The organism is Wenyingzhuangia fucanilytica (assembly GCF_001697185.1).
GTDB classification, from domain to species: domain Bacteria; phylum Bacteroidota; class Bacteroidia; order Flavobacteriales; family Flavobacteriaceae; genus Wenyingzhuangia; species Wenyingzhuangia fucanilytica.
The window spans coordinates 2,710,462-2,732,060 of record NZ_CP014224.1 but is presented as its reverse complement, the minus strand read 5'-3'; the positions used below and the strand labels follow the sequence as shown (position 1 = coordinate 2,732,060).

Here is a 21,599-nt window from a genome sequence, read left to right as displayed (position 1 = left end):
GTATAGCTAAAACTACATTTCTATGAGAATTGAATATGATATCAAACTAGGTTTTAAAGATGTAATGATTAGACCTAAACGTTCTACTTTAAAAAGTAGAGCTCAAGTAAATTTAGATAGAGAGTTTAAGTTTTTAAATTCTAAAGCAAGTTGGAGTGGTGTACCCATTATGGCTGCGAATATGGATACTGTTGGGACATTTCAAATGGCTTTAGCATTATCAGAACATTGTATTTTTACAGCTGTTCATAAGCATTATTCTACTCAAGAATGGAATCAATTTTTAAAAACAGCTCCCAAAGGAATAGAAAATTATATTGCCATTAGTACTGGTACAGGCGTTAAGGATGCTGAAAAATTAAAGCTTGTATTGGCTGAAAATCCTCATTTAAAATTCATTTGTATTGATGTAGCAAATGGATACTCAGAACATTTTGTAGGTTTTGTTCAGAATACAAGAAATTTATATCCAGATAAAGTAATTATTGCAGGGAATGTAGTAACAGGAGAAATGGTAGAAGAATTATTACTATCTGGTGCAGATATCATTAAAGTAGGTATTGGGCCTGGTTCTGTTTGTACTACAAGAGTAAAAACAGGAGTTGGTTATCCGCAACTATCAGCTATTATAGAATGTGCTGATGCTGCTCATGGTTTAGGTGGTCAAATTATTAGTGATGGAGGTTGTGCTACTCCAGGAGATGTGGCAAAGGCCTTTGGTGCCGGAGCAGATTTTGTAATGTTAGGAGGTATGCTAGCAGGTCATGATGAAAGTGGAGGGGAGTTGATCGAAAAAAATGGAGAAAAATTTAAACAGTTTTACGGAATGAGTTCTGCTACTGCAATGGAAAAACACGTAGGAGGTGTGGCAGAATATAGAGCTAGTGAAGGAAAAACGGTAGAAGTGCCTTATAGAGGAAAAGTAGCGTTAACCATTCAGGATATTTTGGGAGGAATTAGAAGTACCTGTACTTATGTAGGAGCACAGCGTTTAAAAGAATTAACCAAAAGAACTACTTTTATTAGAGTAGCAGAGCAAGAAAATAGAGTGTATACTAAATAAAAAAAGAGTCAGATAATTCTGACTCTTTTGGTTTTAAACACTTTTTAACCAGCCTGCAATACTGATTCTATTTCTTGTAAAAGAAGGATGCACTTCGTGTTCTAATTCATCACTTTTAAAAAATACAGCCCTACCTTCTAGTGGATATACATCATCTATTTTAGTTTCGTTAATATACAACGATAATTTTCCACCATCTTCTGTAGACCAATCTTCGTTTAAGTAAATCACTAAAGAAAATTTTCTTCCTTTTTCACTTTTAAATTGATCTAAATGACGTTTGTAAAAACTGTTAACCTCATATGTAGCATAGTGAAATTCTGATGCGTTTATAGAGGTGTAACAAGTTCTGTTTAAATAAGTAATAAACCTGTTTATTTTATCTAATAATAAACGTTCATATTTATCGGTAGTGTTTTCATCAAACCATTTAATTAAATCTCCTCTTACCAAAGTGTTTTTTTGATAGTCGAACTTTTTACCGATTCCTGCTGGATACATTTCACCATTTTCTCTGTATTTAAAAAGATTGTTTCTTAGTCCAGAAATAATGTCAATATCCAAAAAACTCTCTGTAAATCCGTACTGATTATTTAAGAGTCCATCAATCAAAGCTTCAAACTGAAGCTCTTCTTGTACTGTGGTTAATTCGTTATTCATAACCGCCTAAATTAGCTGATTTTAATAATGTTTAGGAGATTATATTTTTTTTAAACAATAAAATTTTTAATAGAGAGTAAAAACACTTTGTTGTGAAATTTTTCTACAAAGTGTTTTGAATTAGTAAATAGATGTTTTTTTTGTTTAATGTTCGTGACTTAATTCTCCGTTCTTAGATTGCGCATAAACATAATATGCTCCTTCGGTTACAATTTTTGCATTTTCAGGTATTTTATCAATAGGAGTAACTTGCGTATAACCATTGTTGGTAGCTCCTGTTTTAATATTAATTTTTAGGAATTCAGTTTCTTCATCATTTTCATTTAGAACAGCGTATATAAAACTGTTGTTACCTTCATTAATAATAGCATTTTCTGGCAAAGCATTTACAGTTATATCATTCATCCAAATTTTTGCATTGATAAATAAATCTTTTAAAAATATAGGTCTTTTTCCTTCTAAGTGTCCGTGAACTCTTACGGTTTTAGAAGTACTGTTAAACTCTTTACCAATTACACTAATTTCTCCTTGATACAAAATACTGTTTACGGCTGGAGTGGTATAGCTAATTTTTTGTCCTACTTTAATTTTTTCAATGTCTTTTTCAAAAACATCTAATTCTAAATGTAAGTGATCATCGGCTACAATTTCCATTAAAGAGGTGCTAGGCTGTACAAATACTCCATTGTGCATGTTAATTTTAGTAATATATCCACTCATAGGAGATCTAATCGGAATTTGTTTTTGAATATTATCTGGGCTAAGTGATGTAGTGTTAATTCCCAAATAAGACAATTGTTGAGACAATCCCATATAAGTAGCTTTTAATATATCAAGTTCTGCTTTGGCAGTTTGTAAACTTTTAGCAACTCCCGCTTGGGCTTCCATCAATTCTTGTTGTCTTTTTAGTTCCATTTTTTGCAAATCTAACTTTGCTTTGGTAATTAAAAATTCTTGTTGTTTAGCAATAAAATCAGGATGTTCTAAATAGGCAATTATTTCGTTTTTATTGATGAAATTACCTTCAATAAATTTTTTATGTCCAGATACAATTCCTGCCGATTTAGCATTTACAAAAGCATAAGCATTAGGGGGTAATCCCAATACTCCTGTAGCTTTTACATAATCGTTTACTTTTATTTTAGAAAAATCTCCCAACTTTAAACCAATACTTGCTATTTGATTTTTGGTTAAATGTGTATTGGTTTCATGATGTTCTTCGTGTGATTCTTCTTCATGATGATTATTACTTTCTGTAGCCCCTTTACAAGATGTTAGAATGCTTAGTACAAGTAAACTGCTAATAATATATGTTATAGATATTTTCATGTTATTGAGGTTGATTGGTGATAAATTGATAATAAGCAACAGCATTGTTGTAGTTCCATATTTGACTCCAATATTTTTGCTGATTGTTAGCTACTATCTGTAAAGTATTTAATAATTCCAAGTAAGAAATTTCCCCAGCCTTATAGTTTAGCTGAGTAATTCTAATCATTTCAGGATTGATTTGATTTACCTGAGATTCATAAAAAGTGATTCCTTGTTGGTATATCATAACCTGATTTTTGGCTTTGTTTATTTCTTGTTCAAAGACCAAAGCATCACTTTTGTATTGATTGTTGGCAATTTCAACTGCTATTTTCTGAGCTTTTACTTTTTGTTTGGCTTGTGTGTTAAATATGGGAATACTAATCCCTCCAGAAACTCCACTTAGCCAACCACCTTGCACATAGTTCTGAGCAGCGTAACTCACCATGAAACTTGGGTTTAATTGCGTTTTGGCTACTTTCATTTTAGCTTTGGCAACGGCAATGTTTTGTTTGCTGTTTTCTAACCAAACATTGTGAATACTGTCTTTAAGATTTACAATGCTGGTCTCAAAATTTGGAGTAACACTATATATTTTGTTACTGTTTAAGGTAGTTTTAAGTTGCTGCTCTAAATTCTGAATTTCTAAATCTGTTTGATGTGCCAAAAGTTTATATTCATTCAGTTTAGATGTTAAGGTATAGGATTCAATATTATTTGCAGCTCCTGTTTTTGCTCTAGCCATGGCAATATTTAGATAGTTGCTATAAGTTTGTACCAATTGAGCATACAACTCTTTTAATTTTAGTTGATATTGTAAGTTGTAATAGACTTGTTTTACGGTATAAGAAACTTCACTAATAATAAGGGTTTGCTCTAAATTACTTTTAAGAGTCATTTCATCTTGCAAGTCATTACTTGCTTTAGAAATTCCAATATTATTAAATTGTTGAGCAACTGCAATTTGATTTTGTTGTTGTTCATTTCGTTCAAATAAAGCATCTCCTTTGTAGGTTATTGAGGTGTTTCCAAAGTTATAAGTAGCATCTTGTAAAGATTCGTTTTTTTCTACTTCTAATGATGCTGCTTTTATTTTTGGGTGATTTTCTAAAGCAATCTGTATGGCGTTTTCTAGCGTAATGGCCTTTTCTTGCGCTTGTGAACTAACTCCTAAACTGATGAACATTAAAACAATCAACGTAGTTTTAGCACTTACCTTTAATTTTTTTGGTTTCCAATTTTCTATCCATTGATATAAGATAGGCAAGATGATTAAAGTTAAAAAAGTAGCAGAGATCAATCCTCCAATAACCACCGTTGCTAACGGTCTTTGTACTTCTGCACCTCCAGAAGTAGACAATGCCATAGGTAAAAAACCTAAGGAAGCTACTGAAGCTGTTAAAATTACAGGACGTAAACGTACTTTAGTTCCTTCTATAATTCTATCGTAGATATTATTCATTCCTTCTTTTTTAAGTTGATTAAAATAACCAATCAATACAATTCCGTTTAGTACAGCCACACCAAACAAAGCAATAAATCCAATCCCTGCCGAAATGCTAAAAGGCATACCTCTTAACTGTAAAGCCCAAACACCTCCAATAGCAGATAGCGGAATGGCAGTAAAGATTAATGCCGCTTGTTTAAAAGAACCAAAAGTGAAGTAGAGTAAAATAAAAATCAAAGCCAAAGCCATTGGTAACGCTACAGACAAACGTGCATTGGCTGCTTTTAAATTTTCAAATTGTCCTCCATAGGTAAAATAATATCCTGTGGGTAATGTTAACTGACTGTCGAGTTTTTGCTGAATGGTATTAACCAAGCTTTCTACATCGGTATCTCCTACATTTACACCAATTACAATTCTTCTGTTGGTGTTTTCTCTAGACACTTGCATAGGAGCATTTTTTAAACCAATATTGGCTATACTACTCAAAGGCACTTGTTTTCCGTTATCTAAAGAAATGTATAGGTTTTGAATGTCATCAATTTCTGCTCTAGCGTTTTCATCTAGTCTTACAACCAAGTCAAATCTTTTTTCTCCTTCGTAAATAATTCCAGCTTTTTCTCCGGCAAATGCAGTTCTAATAATTTTATTTACCTCTTGTACATGCAATCCGTATTGTGCCAGTTTAGGATAATCATAATCAATCACAATTTGTGGCATTCCAACCGTTTGCTCTACATTTACAGTTCCAACACCAGGCAATTGATTGATAATTGTCTCAGCTTCTTTGGCTTTGCTGTAGAGCATGTCTAAATCATCACCAAATAATTTAATAGCAATATCTGCTTTGGTTCCTGTCATCAACTCGTTAAATCGAAGCTGAATAGGTTGAGAAAATTCATAACCCACACCAGGAATATCATGCAAAGAAGTTTCTATTTTCTCAAACAAATCTTGTTTGTTATCTGCTGATGTCCATTCGTTTTTAGGTTTCATCACCAAAGTATAATCGGCAATTTCTACAGGCATAGGGTCGGTAGGGATTTCTGCAGATCCTATATTGGCAACAATGTCTTTAATTTCAGGAAACTCTTTCATCAATTTATTCTGAATTCGTTTCGCGGTTTCTATACTTTGCGTTAAGGAACTTCCTGGAGGTAGAATTTGTTGCATGGCCAAATCTCCTTCTTCAAGTGTCGGAATAAATTCTCCTCCCATTTTGGTAAACACAAATAAGGTGATGAGGAAAATAGCTACTGTACCTCCAATAAATTTCTTCTGATGTTTTAAAGCTTTTTCTAAAACAGGTTGATATTTTTTTTGAATTGCATCAATAAGTTTATCCGCAAAATTTCTTTTGGTTGTAATATGTTTGCTTAAAAATAGAGAAGCCATCATAGGAACATAGGTCAAAGATAAAATTAAAGCTCCAGTAATAGCTAACATGACGGTTTGTGCCATGGGTTTAAACATTTTACCCTCAATACCCACCAAAGCAAGAATAGGAATATAAACCATTAGGATTATGATTTCTCCAAAAGCGGCCGAACTTCTAATTTTTTGTGATGATGAAATAACTTCTGAATTCATCATTTTTTTAGTCAGTGTTTTTCCTGCATGTTTTATTTGCAATCGGTGTACTATGGCTTCAACAATAATTACGGCACCGTCTACAATTAATCCAAAATCAATGGCTCCTAAGCTCATCAAATTGGCAGAAATCCCTAATAAGTTCATCATGGCAATAGCAAACAACATAGCAAACGGAATTACAGAAGCTACAATTAGTCCTGCTCTCCAGTTTCCAAGTAATAATACAAGTATGAAAATGACAATTAATCCTCCTTCAATTAAGTTTTTTTCTACGGTTCCTATTGCAGTTTTGATGAGTTTATCTCTCACTAAATAAGGTTCTACTACCACACCTTTTGGTAATGATTTCTGAATTTGAACCACTCTTTCTTTAACCAGTTCTGTTACTTCGGCTGAGTTGGCTCCTTTAAACATCATTACTTTTCCACCCACAACTTCTTCTCCATCACGAACCAAAGCTCCATATCTTGGTGCTTTTCCAAAGTGAACTTTGGCAACATCTTTTATCAATACAGGAGTGTTGTTTTGGTTGTGAATTACAACATTGTTAATATCATTTAACGATTTTGCAATTCCTTCTGCACGGATATAATAGGTATTAGGATTCTTTTCTATATACGCTCCACCTGTGTTTTCATTACTTTTTTCCAAAGCATCAAAAACATCAGTAATGTTTAAATTCATGGCTTTTAAAACCGTTGGGTTGATGGCAACTTCGTATTGTTTTAAGTAACCTCCCATAGAATTAATTTCGGCAACCCCTTCTATACCCAATAATTGACGTTTTACAATCCAATCTTGAATGGTTCTTAAATCTGTAGCATTGTATTGGTTTTCAAACCCTTTTTCGGGTCTTACTACATATTGATAAATTTCTCCCAATCCTGTAGAAATAGGAGCCATTTCAGGAGTTCCCAATCCATCAGGAATATTTCCTTGAGCTTCTTTTAATCGTTCACTAACCAATTGTCTGGCTAAATAAATGTCGTAATTTTCTTGAAAAACAACAGTAATTACCGACAATCCAAAACGAGAAATAGATCTAATCTCTTCTGTTTTTTGAAGGCTTTGTAGCGCTAATTCAATAGGAGTGGTAATAAATTGTTCTACTTCTTGGGTAGCCAAGGTTGGTGTAACGGTAATAATTTGTACCTGATTGTTGGTGATGTCAGGTACAGCATCAATAGGGATTTGTCTTAATGAATAGACACCCCAAATAGTTAGCGCCATCATAAATAGCCCTACGATAAACTTATTCTTCACTGAATAAGCTATGATTTTATCAAACATTTTAAGTGATTTTAGTTAAACTTTATGTGATGACAAGACGTACTTGTCCTAATAAAATAGTTTAACTAATGTTTGGTGGATGCCAGAGACCTTTGGCAAATTTGTAGTGATAATGATAGCTGTAGAAATAACAACTATTGTCATAAATATTAATATGATTGTCTTGAAAGGTAATCAACAAAGGAAGGGTGATAGAAGTACCACAGCAGTTACAAGTACAAAGAGGAGTACACTCGTCATGAACATCTTCTGAGTGTTCTTGATGTGTATCGCAAATTTCAGTATTAGTCACCTCATTTACATTCGTAAAAATACTATCTGTACATGGCAGTATTGCCATAACAAAAACAATAAAAGATAGTATAAGCGCTACGAATCTCATGTTAGTAAAGATATTGTTTTTATTGTTATATACAATCTTTGCTATAAAAACCACCTTTGTTTTCTTTACGTTCCATAGATGCTTGAATAATTAAATATGCGTTGGTAATCATATTTCTTAATTCACAAATAGGAACTGAAAGTTTGGCTTTTTTGTATAATTCTTTATTTTCTTGATACAATATTTCTATACGATTGGCAGCTCTTTGTAAACGTTCATCAGAACGAACAATCCCCACGTAGTTACTCATGATTTTTTGAATATCTCGTCTATCGTGAGTAATTAAAATATTTTCTTTGTTTAAAGAGGTGTTGGTGTCATCCCAATCAGGAATATCGTTTCTAAAGTGTATTGAATCGAATTTTTGGACAGCGTGTTCAAAACTTTTATGAGCATAAACTACGGCCTCTATCAACGAGTTTGAAGCCAATCTGTTTGCACCATGCAGTCCAGTTCTAGAACATTCACCACAAGCATATAAATTTTCTATAGTAGTTTCTCCATTTAGATCAACGGCCACACCTCCACAAATATAATGTGCAGCTGGGGTTACTGGAATGAAGTCTTTGTGTACATCTATTCCTAAAGATTTACATTTTTGCGTGATATTAGGAAAGTGATTCACAAATTGTTCTTGATTCATATGTGTACAATCCAAATAAACATAATCTTCTCCAGTTAATTTTAGTTCAGTATCAATAGCCCTTGCAACTACATCTCTTGGTGCTAATTCTAAACGTTTATCGTATTTTTCCATGAAACGTTCTCCATGAATATTACGTAAAATTCCGCCTTCACCTCTTACTGCTTCGGTAATTAAAAAAGCAGGAGATTGAGCAGGTTCTTGGTGTAAAGCTGTTGGGTGGAACTGAATAAATTCAATATCTTGAACTTTTGCTTTGGCTCTATAGGCCATAGCAATTCCATCACCAGTAGCAATTTTAGGATTTGTGGTAGTTCCATAAACTTGCCCACTACCACCAGCCGCTAATAAAGTAAATTTAGCAGTAATGGTTTTTATTTCTTGTGTTTTTTCATCTAACACATAGGCACCATAACAGGTGATTTCATCACGGTGAGTTACAGTTTTTTCGTGACCTTGCGCTCTTAAAATATGATGATCTGTAATAAAATCTACAGTAAAATGATCTTCTAGTAAAGTAATGTTAGGTATCTTTTCTACAGCTTCTAACAAAGCACGAGCAATTTCAGATCCCGTTACATCTTTGTGGTGTAAAATTCGGTTTTGAGAATGTCCTCCTTCACGACCTAAGCTATAATCACCTTGGTTGGTTTTGTCAAATTGAGTTCCCCATGCAATTAGTTCTTCTAATCTTTTAGGAGCCTCTTCAACCACCATTCTAACAACTGTTTCGTCACATAGGCCATCACCAGCAATTAAGGTGTCTTGTATGTGTTGTTCAAAAGAATCTGTATGAGTATTGGTTACTGTAGCAATTCCTCCTTGGGCGTATTTTGTATTGCTTTCTTCTTTTTCTGCCTTGGTTACTAAAATAACTTGAGCTTCTTTAAAATGAGTTGCAACTTTTAGGGCATAAGAAAGTCCAGCAATTCCAGAACCGATTACTAAAAAATCTGTTTTAATCATATTTTATATAGAAAGGGCTAACATTCTTTCGATAGGTATTAGCGCTTCTGCAGCTAATTTTTCATCTACCTCAATGGCTGGTAATTCGTGTTCTAAACACAAGAATAACTTTTTCATGGTATTCATTCTCATGTAAAAACATTCACTACAAGCACAAGTGTTATCTTCTTCTGCAGGAGCAGGAATCAAGTGTTTGTTAGGTACTTGTTTTATCATTTCATGTAAAATACCTGCTTCGGTAGCTACAATAAATTTTTCTTTTTTACTTTCTCTAGCATATTTTAACAAACCAGCAGTAGAGCCAATATAGCTTGCTGTTTTTAAAATGTGTGACGGAGATTCTGGATGTGCAATAATTTCTGCATCAGGGTGTTCTGCAGCAAGTGATAATAACTTTTCAATAGAAAAAGCTTCGTGTACCATACAAGATCCATCCCATAAAAGCATATCTCTTCCTGTTTCTTTGTTAAGATAATCTCCTAAGTTTTTATCTGGAGCAAAGATGATTTTTTGATCTTTTGGAAAAGAGTTGATAATTTTTACTGCGTTTGATGAAGTACAAACAATATCACTCATTGTTTTGATTTCGGCAGAACAGTTGATGTAAGTAACTACTTTATGATCTGGGTGTTTTGCTTTAAAAGCTTTAAAGTCTTCTGGAGGACAAGAATCCGCTAAAGAACAACCAGCTTTTAAATCGGGTAATAAAACTTTTTTCTTTGGGTTTAAAATTTTAGCAGTTTCTGCCATAAAATGTACTCCAGCAAATACAATAATATCAGCATCTGTTTTTGCAGCTTCTTGAGCCAATTGAAGACTATCACCAACAAAATCGGCAATATCTTGAATTGCTTCTTCTTGATAGTAGTGAGCTAAAATAACTGCATTCTTTTCCTTCTTTAGTCGATTGATTTCTGCTACATAATCTGTAGTGTCTTTGGTATCAATATCTAAAAAACCTTTATTGTTTAAGTTTTCTTTTGCTTTTGCTAAAGTGTCCATTACATTAGTTTTGAGGTACAAATTTACAAAAAAAGAGCCTATAAAGGCTCTTTTGATTTTATATAAGTCTTTTTTAGATAGACCTTACAGCATATTTCCAACCAAATGGATCTTCTGCCTTACCGGTTTGAATATCGGTAATTTTCTTTTTAATAATAGAAGCGTAACTGTTTTCTAGTTTTGGCAAATCGTAGTCGTTACCTTTAAAGTTAAAACTAACAATAGGGTTAATTACCGCGGCAGTACCTGCACCAAACATTTCTAACAAAGTTCCGTTTTTAGCAGCTTCTTCAATTTCGTAAACAGAAACATCTCTGATTTCTACTTTATATCCTGCTTTTTCTGCAATAGCAATTACACTTTTACGAGTAATACCATCTAAAATTCTATCAGAAGTTGGAGCAGTTATTAAAGTATCACCAACTCTAAAGAAAACATTCATTGTTCCTGCTTCTTCAAGATTTTCGTGAGTACTAGAATCTGTCCAAACTACTTGTTGGTATCCTGCATCGTTTGCTAATTTTGTTGGGTAAAATTGCCCTGCGTAGTTTCCTGCACATTTAGCAAATCCAACTCCTCCACTTGCAGAACGGCTATATTTATCAGCAAATAAAACTTTTACTTCTCCGCTGTAATATGATTGTGCTGGCGATAAAATAAACATAAATTTATAACGCTTAGCTGGTGAAGCCGATACTCCTGGTTCTGTAGCAATGATAAACGGACGGATGTACATAGAGCTTCCCTCTGTAGTTTGTATCCATTCTTTATCAATGTTTAACAACAATTCCATTCCATCAAAAAATAAATCTTTAGGGAATTCAGGAATGGCCAAACGAACAGCAGATTTGTTTAATCTGATTAAGTTGTCTTCAGGTCTAAATAACCAGACGGCACCATCGACAGACTTGTAGGCTTTCATTCCTTCAAAAATTGCTTGACCGTAATGGAAAACTTTAGCTGATGGGTCTAAAGAAATAGGACCGTATGGTCTAATCTGAGCGTTTGTCCACTCTCCATCAATATAATCACATTCAAACATGTGATCTGTAAAGTTTTCTCCAAACGATAAATTGCTAAAATCTACCTCATTAATTTTTGTGGTAGTAGATTTTTTAATCGTGATGTTCTGGTTGTTAATCCCCATGATTTCGTTTGTAAAAAAATATATTTATGAAGAACAAAAGTAAATATAAAAATTGTAATGTATGCAATAAAAAGACTTTTTAACAAAGTATATTAATACCTATATTTGCTCGTATAATTCAATAGTTTTGAAAAGACAAATTATCATCACATCTGACGGGTCTACAACGATTCACCTCCCTGCATGGAACGAAAATTATCATTCCTCGCATGGTGCTATCCAAGAGGCTTATCATGTGTTTATTGAAATGGGGTACAAATCCATAGAAAAAGATGATTTTTCTATTCTTGAAATTGGCTTTGGAACAGGCTTAAATGCTTTTATTACTTTGCTAGAAACAGCTAAAGATCAACGACAAATTAATTATGTTGGGGTAGAAGCTTATCCGGTTAGAGAAGATGAGTTGTTGGCTTTAAATTATGTGTCGGAACTAGATACTAGGAATTTATCGCATAAGTTTGAGGAGATGCATTTAACTCCTTGGAACAAACCACAAGAGGTTACTCCAAATTTTACCTTGACCAAACGTCAAATGTTTTTTCATAATTTACATGATGTAGATGCTTTTGATTTGATTTATTTTGATGCTTTTGGCGCTAGAGTTCAACCAGATTTGTGGACTGAAGAAATTTTTGCTTTGATGTATACCGCTTTAAAACCTGGCGGAAAAATAGTAACCTATGCAGCCAAAGGAAGTGTGCGTAGAGCCATGCAAACTGTAGGTTTTGCAGTAGAAAGATTGCCTGGGCCTCCAGGAAAAAGAGAAATGTTAAGAGGAACAAAAAATAGTTAAAATGACAGAGTTTACAAGACCTAAAAGGAAAAAACCAAATAGACTTAGAGTAATTTTATTAGTTGCTGTTTTGTTTTTGGTGTTGTATTTGTTAAAAAATGCGGATGCTTTAATAGCTCAGTTTTTAAACAAATAATTAACGTTTAAAGTTTCTTTCTTTCCAAGTATAGCCACCAAAAAGGGCTTTAATTCCTATATAAGTATTTAAAAAAGGATAAAGTATTGCCATAAATAAGTATTGTACAAAGCTTATTTTTTGTGATAGTTTTTTGCTTGTCATTAAAATAATGATGAAATCAATACTGATTTTTATAAACCATATATAAAATGTGAGAGTTAGATTTAGGAAGCATCCTAAAACAATGGCTAATTGGGTGATTAAAACAATAAACCCTACAAGTTTGGTAAATAAATTTTTATAATGCGTGCTTTTAGCTGCCCAACGGATGCGTTGTTGAATTACATTTTTCCAATTGCTTTCTGCTTTTGTACTTACAATTGCTTCAACACTATTTAAATAATGTACTTTTTTAGGAAAGGTTTTTACAAAGTTTTCCAAAGTAAAAATATCATCACCACTAGCAATATTATTGTGTTGGAATTGTATTTGTAAATAAGCTTTTTTATCAAAACCCATATTGGCAGCGTTACACATAATAGGGTAATGAAGTCCAAAACTTCCCATGGTAATTCCAATTAAACTTAAACTGTCATATTTTTGATATTGTTCTACAAAACTTTTTTGGCTACGGAGTACAATAGGGCCAGCCACAAATAAACTCTGTTTTTTTTGAATGATGGTATTGTAGGCTTGTAGCCAGTTTTTAGGTAATTCGCAATCTGCATCGGTAGTAATGATAAAATCAAATTTTGCAGATTTTATACCTACTTGTATGGCATCTTTTTTAGGAGAATTACTTACTCGTTGATTCTTTAATATTTGGATGTTTGTAAGCTCATCTTGCCATTTTTTAATTGTGTTTACAGAGTTGTCTGTAGATTCATCATCAATTAAAAGAACTTCAAAATTTTCTGAATTATAAGTAAGGTTTTTAATACTTATTAAAAGTGTGTTCAAAGAATTTTCTTCATTCCTAAAAGGAATTACGATGCTAAATTTTTGTTGATCTAAAGTTTTATCAATTTTTGTTTTAGGCAAACGAATTAATCCTATTGTAAATAGTAGAATGATAAAAGAATAAAAGCAAATAATGAACATCATACAGTTTTGTTTTTAAGTTGATAAAACTGTAAAAAACTCCCAGTAATTGCAGGAGCTGCGTGATTGCAAATCCACAAAATAAAATAAGCAATTAAAATGTTTGCTTCAGAATATCCTAAAGGATTTAATACAAACAAAGCCACACTTCCTTTAATAGCAAAATCTAAAATATTTAAAATAGGTAATAAGGAACTCAACAAATAAACAGCACAAATTCCTGCGTACAATGCTATAAAGTTTAATTTTTTTTGATGTAACAATACCATCAATAAAAATGAAAAGAAAATAAATTTGATGATGGAAAACAAAAACAATTGAAAGTGAATTGTTAAAGGAATACTTTTAATATAAGCTATAATTTTTTTTCTAAAAACAATAAAAACAATCGATCCTATGCAGCTAGTAATCATTAAAAAAGTTTTTTGATTAAAAGCTCTAGCATCAATGTTGTCTATTAAATAATAAATTCCCCAACTTCCAAAAATTAGGGTGGTCATCATTTGATAAATTCCTTTGGATAAATTTAAAAACACAATTTTTTTGCTGTGCTCTTTGGAGTAAAAAAGAATCTTTTTAAAATAATTTCCAGAGTTAAAAGGAGTGATTAATCCATAGGTGTAAGCCACTAAAGTTTCGTAGGTAGCTTTTTTAAAAGAAATTTTATTAAAAGTTTGAATTACAATTTTCCATTTTAAAATTTCAAAAGTCCAATTTCCAAAAGACAAAAGAATAATAAAAAATAAGGTAATTGGGTTTAAAAATTCATAAAGATCAGCGGAGCTAAAATTTGTACTTACAATTCTATAACCTATATAAAATAAGGCAGCAAAACTTACCACATATTTTAATATGGAATTAAGCAAAGTAAAATGTTTACGAATTGATTTAAGCATGCACTATGGTAGCGTTCAATTTAGCTATCTTTGCTAAAATAGTTAAATCCACTTTATTGGCTGTAGAAAAAATCATATTAGGTATAGACCCGGGAACCACTATTATGGGGTTTGGAGTAATTAAGGTTGTAGGGAAAAAAATGGAATTTGTTCAAATGAACGAATTGCTGTTAAGTAAATACAGCGATCCTTATGTTAAATTACGATTGATTTTTGAACGAACCATAGAGTTGATTGATACTTATCATCCTGATGAACTGGCTATTGAAGCTCCGTTTTTTGGTAAGAACGTTCAATCTATGTTAAAGTTGGGTAGGGCACAAGGAGTTGCCATGGCAGCGGGTTTGTCTAGAGATATTCCGGTAACAGAATATTTACCAAAAAAAATTAAAATGGCTATTACGGGTAATGGAAATGCTAGTAAAGAACAAGTTGCTTTAATGCTAAAAAGTTTATTAGATTTAAAAACTCTGCCTAAAAACTTAGATGCTACAGATGGTTTGGCAGCAGCTGTTTGTCACTTTTTTAATAGTGGAGTAAAAGTTGGTGGAAAAAACTATAGTGGCTGGGCAAGTTTTGTGAGTCAGAATGAAAGTAAGATAGTAAAGTGATTTTTTAGTGATCAAGTTGAAAGTTATCAAGTAAAAAGGCAATTTTTAACCATTAACCATTAACCATTAACCATTAACCATTAAAAATGGCAGGTATTTATTTGCACATTCCGTTTTGTAAAAAAGCATGTCATTATTGCGATTTTCATTTTTCTACTTCTTTAAAAAATAAAGAACCTTTATTAAAAGCATTGGCACAAGAAATTATTTTAAGAGCTGATGAGTTTAAAGACAAAATAGTAGAAACCATTTATTTTGGAGGAGGAACGCCAAGTATTTTAGCCGTTGATGAAATTAAAAACATCATCAAAATGCTTAGGGAAAATTATGAAGTGATTCAGGTTCCCGAAATTACTTTAGAAGCCAATCCTGATGATTTAACAGATGATAAAATAAAAGAGTTAGCCCAAACAGAAATCAATAGGTTGAGTATTGGAGTGCAATCTTTTGGAGAAAAAGAATTGCAGATGATGAATAGGGCACACAATGCACAAGAAGTCAAACAATGTTTGCAAACAGCTACTCAGTATTTTGATAATATTACTATTGATTTGATGTATGGAATACCTGGTTTGTCTAATCAGGAATGGAAACAAAATATTCAGCAAGCCTTAGATTTTGGAATTTCACATATTTCCTCATACGCTTTAACGGTGGAAGAAGGAACCGCTTTGGCAGATTTTATTAAAAAAGGAAAATATCCTGCTGTTGATGAAAGTTTGGCTGCACAACATTTTGATATTTTGGTTGAGCTGTTAACCCAATCGGGATTTGATCATTATGAAATCTCAAACTTTGGAAAACCTAATGCTTATTCTAAACACAATACTTCTTATTGGTTAGGTAAATCTTATTTAGGTTTTGGACCTTCAGCACATTCTTTTAATGGAGATATTAGGAGTTGGAATGTAGCCAATAATACCAAATACATTAAATCTTTATCAGAAAATCAATTGCCATCTACTCAAGAAATATTAACGATTAAAGATAGGTATAACGAATATATCATGACAGGTTTAAGAACCATTTGGGGTGTTTCTTTAAACAAGATTTCTAAAGATTTTGGTTTGGAAACAAGTGCTTTTTTAGAAAAACAGGTTGAACCTTTTTTAGCAAACGGAACTTTAGTGTTAAAACAAAATCAGCTAAAAACTACACAAAAAGGAAAGTTTTTAGCCGATGGAATTGCTAGTGAATTGTTTTGGGTTTAAGCAACGGTATTGGTTTTTGCATTTAAAAAAGTTTTTAAACCATGTTCTCCTAATTCTTTTCCGTAACCAGATTTTTTAATTCCTCCAAAAGGAAACTTAGGATCGCTTGTTACTTTAAAATTTATAGATACATAACCTACTTCTATTTTTTTGGCTAATGTTTTGGCTTTTTCAATGTTTTTTGTCCAAATAGCAGTTCCTAATCCGTAGTCAGAATTGTTAACATCATCAATTAAATTATCGATGTTTTCATAAGGAATGATACAAATTACAGGACCAAAAATTTCCTCTTTTAACATAGGGTTTTCCTTGTTAACCACTAATAAAGTAGTTTGGTAAAAAGGTTCGTTTATTTTTCCTCCTACAATTAATTCAGCACCATTTTTAATAGTTTCTTCTACTTGATTTTGTAAAACAGGTAAAAATTCAGCTTTAGAAATAGGGCCTATTTGGGTGTTACTATCTAAAGGATTTCCGTGTTTTAAATCAGCAATTTTCTGTTTAAAAAAATCGATAGCATATGCTAATTTGTTTTTAGGAACAAAAATTCTTTTGGCAGCAATACAAACTTGACCAGAGTTAGCGGTTCTAGATTCAAATGCAGAAGTTAAAGCAGTATCAAAATCAGCATCTTCTAAAAGAATAGAGGCATCTGTACCTCCTAATTCTAATACAGATTTTTTTAAATATTTTCCTGCCAATGCAGCAACAGAACTACCAGCTTTTGTACTTCCGGTTAAACAAACTCCTTGTACAATTGGGTGTTTAATAATTTGTTCTACTTGCGGAATATCAATAATTAAATTGGTGAAAACTTGTTTAGGATATCCTGCATCAATAAATAATTGTTGAATAGCTACAGCACAACCTGTAACATTGGGTGCGTGTTTTAACAAACAAATATTTCCTGCCATAATGTTTGGAAAAGCAAATCTAAATACTTGCCAAAGAGGAAAATTCCATGGCATGATTCCAAAAACAGCACCAGTTGAATGATAACTTACATAAGTATAATCATCTAATGTTTGATTTTTTAAAAAATTACTTGTGTTATGCGTAAAATAATCAATAAGAGTACTTGTTTTTTCAACTTCAGCAAGAGATTGAGTAATAGGTTTCCCCATTTCGTTACTAATAAGGTGAGCCAACTCCTCTTTACGAGTTAACATCAATTCTTTAAGTTTTAATCCTAGTAACTCTTTGTCTTTTAAAGGAATAACTTTCCATTCTTTATAACTTTTTTGAGCTGAATTTAGTTGTAAATTTAACTCATCATTTGTTAAAAAAGAATATTGTTTAATTTCTTTTAGAGTATACGGATTGGTGGTAATAATCATTTATAAAATAAACTAAGTTTGATTTACAAACTTACAAAATGTATATTAGTAGGTATCCTGTTTTGTACTAAGAAAAATTGATAAAAATGAATATAGAAGATTTAAGAATGTATTGTGTTTCTAAAGCTCATGTAACAGAGTCTTTTCCCTTTGATCAATCTACGTTGGTTTTTAAAGTAGCAGATAAAATGTTTGCTCTAGCTGGGTTGGAAAGAATTCCACATGCCGTAAATTTAAAATGCAATCCAGATTTGGCCATAGAGTTAAGAGAAAAGTATCCATTTGTTACTGGAGCGTATCACATGAATAAAAAACATTGGAATACTATTGAATTGTCTTCGGGTTTGACCACAGACGAAATAAAAAAATGGATAGATCATTCTTATGATTTGGTGGTGAAAAGCTTAACAAAAAAGAAACAAAAAGAACTTGGGTTTATAAAATAGTTAAATTTCAAGAGGTTAAGTGTCAGCTATTTTTTTTGATTAACTTTAGCCTCTATTTAAAAAAAAGGAAGATGTTTTGGTATCATGAGGAGTTAGAAAGAATTGAAAGAAAAAAGAAAAGATTAAAGCATAAGCCTGGTTTAGTGTTCTACGGAAGTTCTTCCTTTAATTTATGGAATGACATTCCTAAACTTTTTAAAGAATTTACCCCTTTTAACGTTGCTTTTGGTGGTTCTACTTTGGCTGCTTGTTCTTGGTTTTACAAAAAAAACTTTAAAGGATTAGCTCCTGATGCTGTTATGATTTATGCAGGGGACAATGATTTAGGTGATGGAAGGCACCCAGAAGAAGTAGTTTTGTTTTTTAGAACTTTATTGTTTCAAATTAGACAAGATTACGGAAATATTCCTGTAACTTTTGTTTCTATCAAACCAAGTCCTAGTAGATGGTATTTAGAAGGGAGTATTCGTTATACAAATAGTAACATTAAAAAAATAACGAAAGAAGATAAAAACTTTTATTTTGTAGATATCTACGAGGCGATGTTAGATGCTTCGGGAAAACCGAACAATAATTATTTTATAGAAGATGGTTTGCATCTTAATAAAAAAGGTTACAAGGTTTGGTATGATATCATTAAAAATAACAAAGCATCATTTCCTCTTATAGAAATGTCTTAAGTTTTAAAAAATAGCGATGAAAAGAGAATACCATAAATGGTATAGCCCCAATTTAGAAAAAGATATGGAATTGTTGATTTTTGGTCATTCAGGAGCAAAAGTTTTATTTTTTCCACCAAGGATGGGGCGTTTTTTTGATTACGAAAACTGGAAAGTAATTAAAGCTTTAGAAGAAAAAATCAATCAAGGACACTTACAAGTTTTTTGTGTTGATAGTGTAGATACAGAAACTTTTTATGATGCCTATACCCACCCAGGACATAGAATTTATAGACATTGCAAATACGAAAGTTATTTGATAAATGAAGTGTTTCCGTTAATGCATCAAGTAAATAATAATCCAAATGTTATTTCAGCAGGATGCAGTTTAGGAGCTTACCACGCTGTAAATATTGCTATGCGTCATCCAGATTTGTTTTGTAAAGTTGTTGGAATGAGCGGTCGTTATGATTTAACGGTATCTAAAGGTTATTTTGATGATTTATTAGGAGGCTATCACAATGATTTTGTGTACTATCATATGCCTAATCAATATTTAAAAAATTTACAGGATGAAAATTTAGTCTCTAAGATTAAAACTTTGGATATTATTTTGGTGATTGGTAAAGACGACTTGTTTTTAGAAAGTAATTATGAGTTAAAAAATATTCTTGATGAAAAGGGAATTTCATACGATTTTTATGAATGGGATGGAGAAGCACACAGAGCTAAATATTGGCGAAAAATGGTAGCGCTTTATATTTAAAAACTGATTATTGTAATTTCATAAATCTCTGTCACTTCTAGTAAGTCTCGTAATGTAATGTAGAGATTTGTATCGAGAAGTATGTTTTAATAATAATCTATTCTTGGAGCGTGTTTAATATTAAAGTTACAAGACCTAGCAATAAAGCAATAATTGTGAGCTTCGTTAAACACTAGTTCAATTTCTTGGGCATCTTCAGTTTTTATAGAAATCGAAGGTTGAAGAGTTACTTCTTCAAACTGACCACTCCCATTAGGATTAACTTTTACTATACCAATAGGAGTATCACTATAATTAGCTATTTCTATGTTTTTTAAAGCGCATAAATAAAAAAAAGACATCATATAACATGATGAGAGTGCACTCAGTAACATTTCTTCTGGATTGTATAAGGTATCATCTCCATGAAAAGTTGCATCAGCAGAGCCCATTAAGTTAGGTTTGTTTTTAAAACTTAATTCATAAATACGTTCATAACGTAATCTATTTCTGTGGTCAGTAACTAATTTTCCTTTCCACTCAAGGCCAATTTTATATATGTGTTCGTTATGCATTTTGTTGATGTATTTCTGAAAAGTATTTATAAAAAAAAGGAATGGTTTCTATACCCTTGTAAAAGTTAAACAAACCATAATGTTCGTTTGGAGAATGAATAGCATCACTATTTAATCCAAATCCCATTAAAATAGTATGACTTTTAAACACCTCGCTAAATAAAGAAACTATAGGAATACTTCCTCCAGATGGTTGTGGAATAGGTTTGTTTGTAAAAGTTTCTGCGTAGGCTTTATAAGCTGCTTGATATCCAATTGAGTCTAAAGGGGTTCTATAGGCTTTTCCTCCATGATGAGGTTTTACCACTACTTTTACTGATTTTGGAGCCAAACTTTTAAAATAATCGGTAAACAAATCAGTTATTTTATCTGGATCTTGACCAGGAACCAATCTCATAGAAATTTTAGCAAAGGCTTTAGATGGCAATACTGTTTTGGCACCTTCGCCAATATAACCTCCCCAAATACCATTTACATCTAATGTAGGTCTTACGGTACTTCTTTCTAGGGTAGAGTAGTCTTTTTCTCCCCATTCTTCTTCAATATTTAAGGCTTTGTTATAGTCCTTTTGTTCAAAAGGAGCTTTAGCCATTTCGGATCTTTCTTCGGTAGACAATTGGTAAACATCATCATAAAAACCAGGAATGGTAATGTGGTTATTTTCATCGTGAAGTTTGGCAATCATTTGGCTTAAAATATTGATAGGATTTGCCACAGCACCTCCATAAAAACCAGAATGCAAGTCTCTATTAGGTCCAGTAACTTCAACTTCTACATAACTTAACCCTCGTAAACCTGTGGTAATTGATGGTTGATTGTTAGAAATCATTCCTGTATCAGAAATTAAAATCACATCATTTTTAAACAATTCAGCATGTTCTTTAATAAAAGGAGCAAGACTTGGTGAGCCAACTTCTTCTTCTCCCTCAATCATAAATTTTACATTACAAGGCAATTGATTGGTGGCAATTAAAAACTCAATAGCTTTAATATGCATAAACATTTGTCCTTTGTCATCGCAAGCGCCTCTTGCAAAAATGGCTCCTTCTGGATGAATTTCTGTTTTTTTTATAGTTGGTTCAAAGGCTGGCGTGTCCCAAAGTTCAATAGGATCGGCAGGTTGTACATCATAATGTCCATAAACCAAAACGGTAGGTAAATTAGTATCAATAATTTTATCAGCATACACTACAGGGTTTCCTTTTGTGGCTAATATTTGTATGTTTTCACAACCTGCTTTTGTTAAAGCATTGGCAACGTGGTCGGCAGTTTGTAAAACCTGAGGTTTGTAGTTAGAATCTGCACTAATTGAAGGAATTTTTAGTAACTCAAAAAGTTCATTTAAAAATCGATCTTTGTTGTTGTTTATATAGTCGTGTAACTGATTCATGATAAAAAATTAAAGTTCTACTAAAATATAATATTTCTCTTTGCAAATTGTAACTATTGTTTATATTTGCACTCGTTAAAGATTTTAACTGCAGGCGTGGTGGAATTGGTAGACACGCTAGACTTAGGATCTAGTGCCGCGAGGTGTGAGAGTTCGAGTCTCTCCGCCTGTACTTGTACAAACCCCTATAAACATTGAGTTTGTAGGGGTTTT

20 protein-coding genes and 1 tRNA gene are annotated in these 21,599 nt (G+C 32.3%); 9 read left to right on the top strand and 12 right to left on the bottom strand.

All coding sequences use genetic code 11. The features are described from left to right. The first annotated feature begins 22 nt into the window (after window positions 1-22). A complete protein-coding gene (locus AXE80_RS11020; RefSeq protein WP_068827246.1) occupies window positions 23-1,063 on the top strand; it encodes a GMP reductase in 1,041 nt (346 codons plus the stop codon). A 33-nt stretch (window positions 1,064-1,096) separates the two neighbouring features. On the opposite strand, the gene AXE80_RS11015 is transcribed toward AXE80_RS11020, so the two are convergent. The 7 genes from AXE80_RS11015 to AXE80_RS10990 form a co-directional block, all read right to left on the bottom strand. Continuing rightward, window positions 1,097-1,723: a 2OG-Fe(II) oxygenase gene (locus tag AXE80_RS11015; protein ID WP_068827244.1), complete on the bottom strand. Its 627-nt coding sequence runs from the start codon at window positions 1,721-1,723 to the stop codon at window positions 1,097-1,099. A 144-nt stretch (window positions 1,724-1,867) separates the two neighbouring features. After that, window positions 1,868-3,052: an efflux RND transporter periplasmic adaptor subunit gene (locus tag AXE80_RS11010; protein WP_068827242.1), complete on the bottom strand. Its 1,185-nt coding sequence runs from the start codon at window positions 3,050-3,052 to the stop codon at window positions 1,868-1,870. Window position 3,053: 1 nt separating this feature from the next. Then, window positions 3,054-7,364, bottom strand: coding sequence for a CusA/CzcA family heavy metal efflux RND transporter (locus tag AXE80_RS11005; protein WP_068827240.1), 4,311 nt, complete (start codon window positions 7,362-7,364; stop codon window positions 3,054-3,056). 61 nt (window positions 7,365-7,425) lie between these two features. Continuing rightward, window positions 7,426-7,746: a DUF6660 family protein gene (locus AXE80_RS14580; RefSeq protein ID WP_418382261.1), complete on the bottom strand. Its 321-nt coding sequence runs from the start codon at window positions 7,744-7,746 to the stop codon at window positions 7,426-7,428. Between the two features lie 25 nt (window positions 7,747-7,771). Beyond that, window positions 7,772-9,355, bottom strand: a complete 1,584-nt coding sequence (nadB, locus tag AXE80_RS11000; RefSeq protein ID WP_068827238.1) for an L-aspartate oxidase — start codon at window positions 9,353-9,355, stop codon at window positions 7,772-7,774. A 3-nt stretch (window positions 9,356-9,358) separates the two neighbouring features. Further along, entirely contained in the window at window positions 9,359-10,357 is a 999-nt protein-coding gene (nadA, locus tag AXE80_RS10995; protein WP_068827236.1) for a quinolinate synthase NadA, read from the bottom strand. 73 nt (window positions 10,358-10,430) lie between these two features. Continuing rightward, complete coding sequence (locus AXE80_RS10990) at window positions 10,431-11,504, bottom strand: branched-chain amino acid aminotransferase (protein WP_068827234.1); 1,074 nt, start codon at window positions 11,502-11,504, stop codon at window positions 10,431-10,433. A gap of 127 nt (window positions 11,505-11,631) precedes the next feature. Between AXE80_RS10990 and mnmC2 the strand changes: the two genes are divergently transcribed. Together mnmC2 and AXE80_RS14540 are read left to right on the top strand one after the other, a co-directional pair. Next, complete coding sequence (gene mnmC2, locus AXE80_RS10985) at window positions 11,632-12,297, top strand: tRNA (5-methylaminomethyl-2-thiouridine)(34)-methyltransferase MnmC2 (RefSeq protein ID WP_068827232.1); 666 nt, start codon at window positions 11,632-11,634, stop codon at window positions 12,295-12,297. A gap of 1 nt (window position 12,298) precedes the next feature. Beyond that, window positions 12,299-12,433 (top strand): hypothetical protein, encoded by a 135-nt coding sequence (locus AXE80_RS14540; RefSeq protein ID WP_257746348.1) that lies wholly within the window; start codon window positions 12,299-12,301, stop codon window positions 12,431-12,433. On the opposite strand, the gene AXE80_RS10980 is transcribed toward AXE80_RS14540, so the two are convergent. After that, window positions 12,434-13,519 (bottom strand): glycosyltransferase, encoded by a 1,086-nt coding sequence (locus tag AXE80_RS10980; protein ID WP_068827230.1) that lies wholly within the window; start codon window positions 13,517-13,519, stop codon window positions 12,434-12,436. Then, the gene (locus AXE80_RS10975) at window positions 13,516-14,412 is read right to left on the bottom strand and encodes a hypothetical protein (RefSeq protein ID WP_206208121.1); all 897 of its coding nucleotides are present in this window, start codon (window positions 14,410-14,412) and stop codon (window positions 13,516-13,518) included. The genes AXE80_RS10980 and AXE80_RS10975 overlap by 4 nt, the downstream gene beginning before the upstream one ends. Before the next feature lie 56 nt (window positions 14,413-14,468). Between AXE80_RS10975 and ruvC the strand changes: the two genes are divergently transcribed. Both ruvC and hemW read left to right on the top strand, forming a co-directional pair. After that, on the top strand, window positions 14,469-15,023 hold the full coding sequence (gene ruvC / locus AXE80_RS10970) for a crossover junction endodeoxyribonuclease RuvC (protein WP_068828883.1): 555 nt from the start codon (window positions 14,469-14,471) through the stop codon (window positions 15,021-15,023). Window positions 15,024-15,109: 86 nt separating this feature from the next. Further along, window positions 15,110-16,234, top strand: a complete 1,125-nt coding sequence (gene hemW / locus AXE80_RS10965) for a radical SAM family heme chaperone HemW (protein ID WP_068827226.1) — start codon at window positions 15,110-15,112, stop codon at window positions 16,232-16,234. Here the strand turns inward: hemW and AXE80_RS10960 are convergent. Next, on the bottom strand, window positions 16,231-17,571 hold the full coding sequence (locus AXE80_RS10960; protein ID WP_068827224.1) for an aldehyde dehydrogenase family protein: 1,341 nt from the start codon (window positions 17,569-17,571) through the stop codon (window positions 16,231-16,233). The genes hemW and AXE80_RS10960 overlap by 4 nt on opposite strands. 86 nt (window positions 17,572-17,657) lie before the next feature. Here AXE80_RS10960 and AXE80_RS10955 point away from each other — a divergent pair, with 86 nt between their 5' ends. From AXE80_RS10955 to AXE80_RS10945, 3 genes are all read left to right on the top strand, one after another. Further along, the gene (locus AXE80_RS10955) at window positions 17,658-18,017 is read left to right on the top strand and encodes an MmcQ/YjbR family DNA-binding protein (protein WP_068827222.1); all 360 of its coding nucleotides are present in this window, start codon (window positions 17,658-17,660) and stop codon (window positions 18,015-18,017) included. Between the two features lie 71 nt (window positions 18,018-18,088). Continuing rightward, window positions 18,089-18,697, top strand: a complete 609-nt coding sequence (locus AXE80_RS10950; protein ID WP_068827219.1) for a GDSL-type esterase/lipase family protein — start codon at window positions 18,089-18,091, stop codon at window positions 18,695-18,697. Between the two features lie 16 nt (window positions 18,698-18,713). After that, a complete protein-coding gene (locus tag AXE80_RS10945; protein ID WP_068827217.1) occupies window positions 18,714-19,442 on the top strand; it encodes an esterase family protein in 729 nt (242 codons plus the stop codon). 86 nt (window positions 19,443-19,528) lie between these two features. Here AXE80_RS10945 and AXE80_RS10940 read toward each other — a convergent pair whose 3' ends face one another. After that, complete coding sequence (locus AXE80_RS10940) at window positions 19,529-19,996, bottom strand: OsmC family protein (protein ID WP_068827214.1); 468 nt, start codon at window positions 19,994-19,996, stop codon at window positions 19,529-19,531. Continuing rightward, window positions 19,989-21,386 (bottom strand): dipeptidase, encoded by a 1,398-nt coding sequence (locus tag AXE80_RS10935; RefSeq protein ID WP_068827212.1) that lies wholly within the window; start codon window positions 21,384-21,386, stop codon window positions 19,989-19,991. The genes AXE80_RS10940 and AXE80_RS10935 overlap by 8 nt, the downstream gene beginning before the upstream one ends. 90 nt (window positions 21,387-21,476) lie before the next feature. Here AXE80_RS10935 and AXE80_RS10930 point away from each other — a divergent pair. Further along, window positions 21,477-21,558, top strand: a tRNA-Leu gene (locus AXE80_RS10930). The last annotated feature ends 41 nt before the right edge of the window (window positions 21,559-21,599 follow it).

What these genes read in the sequence shown, in the direction of transcription:
- AXE80_RS11020 (WP_068827246.1), top strand. Translation starts at nt 23, where the DNA reads ATGAGAATTGAATATGATATCAAACTAGGTTTTAAAGATGTAATGATT.
- AXE80_RS11015 (WP_068827244.1), bottom strand. Translation starts at nt 1,723, where the DNA reads ATGAATAACGAATTAACCACAGTACAAGAAGAGCTTCAGTTTGAAGCT.
- AXE80_RS11010 (WP_068827242.1), bottom strand. Translation starts at nt 3,052, where the DNA reads ATGAAAATATCTATAACATATATTATTAGCAGTTTACTTGTACTAAGC.
- AXE80_RS11005 (WP_068827240.1), bottom strand. Translation starts at nt 7,364, where the DNA reads ATGTTTGATAAAATCATAGCTTATTCAGTGAAGAATAAGTTTATCGTA.
- AXE80_RS14580 (WP_418382261.1), bottom strand. Translation starts at nt 7,746, where the DNA reads ATGAGATTCGTAGCGCTTATACTATCTTTTATTGTTTTTGTTATGGCA.
- nadB (WP_068827238.1), bottom strand. Translation starts at nt 9,355, where the DNA reads ATGATTAAAACAGATTTTTTAGTAATCGGTTCTGGAATTGCTGGACTT.
- nadA (WP_068827236.1), bottom strand. Translation starts at nt 10,357, where the DNA reads ATGGACACTTTAGCAAAAGCAAAAGAAAACTTAAACAATAAAGGTTTT.
- AXE80_RS10990 (WP_068827234.1), bottom strand. Translation starts at nt 11,504, where the DNA reads ATGGGGATTAACAACCAGAACATCACGATTAAAAAATCTACTACCACA.
- AXE80_RS14540 (WP_257746348.1), top strand. Translation starts at nt 12,299, where the DNA reads ATGACAGAGTTTACAAGACCTAAAAGGAAAAAACCAAATAGACTTAGA.
- AXE80_RS10980 (WP_068827230.1), bottom strand. Translation starts at nt 13,519, where the DNA reads ATGATGTTCATTATTTGCTTTTATTCTTTTATCATTCTACTATTTACA.
- AXE80_RS10975 (WP_206208121.1), bottom strand. Translation starts at nt 14,412, where the DNA reads ATGCTTAAATCAATTCGTAAACATTTTACTTTGCTTAATTCCATATTA.
- hemW (WP_068827226.1), top strand. Translation starts at nt 15,110, where the DNA reads ATGGCAGGTATTTATTTGCACATTCCGTTTTGTAAAAAAGCATGTCAT.
- AXE80_RS10960 (WP_068827224.1), bottom strand. Translation starts at nt 17,571, where the DNA reads ATGATTATTACCACCAATCCGTATACTCTAAAAGAAATTAAACAATAT.
- AXE80_RS10955 (WP_068827222.1), top strand. Translation starts at nt 17,658, where the DNA reads ATGAATATAGAAGATTTAAGAATGTATTGTGTTTCTAAAGCTCATGTA.
- AXE80_RS10950 (WP_068827219.1), top strand. Translation starts at nt 18,089, where the DNA reads ATGTTTTGGTATCATGAGGAGTTAGAAAGAATTGAAAGAAAAAAGAAA.
- AXE80_RS10945 (WP_068827217.1), top strand. Translation starts at nt 18,714, where the DNA reads ATGAAAAGAGAATACCATAAATGGTATAGCCCCAATTTAGAAAAAGAT.
- AXE80_RS10940 (WP_068827214.1), bottom strand. Translation starts at nt 19,996, where the DNA reads ATGCATAACGAACACATATATAAAATTGGCCTTGAGTGGAAAGGAAAA.
- AXE80_RS10935 (WP_068827212.1), bottom strand. Translation starts at nt 21,386, where the DNA reads ATGAATCAGTTACACGACTATATAAACAACAACAAAGATCGATTTTTA.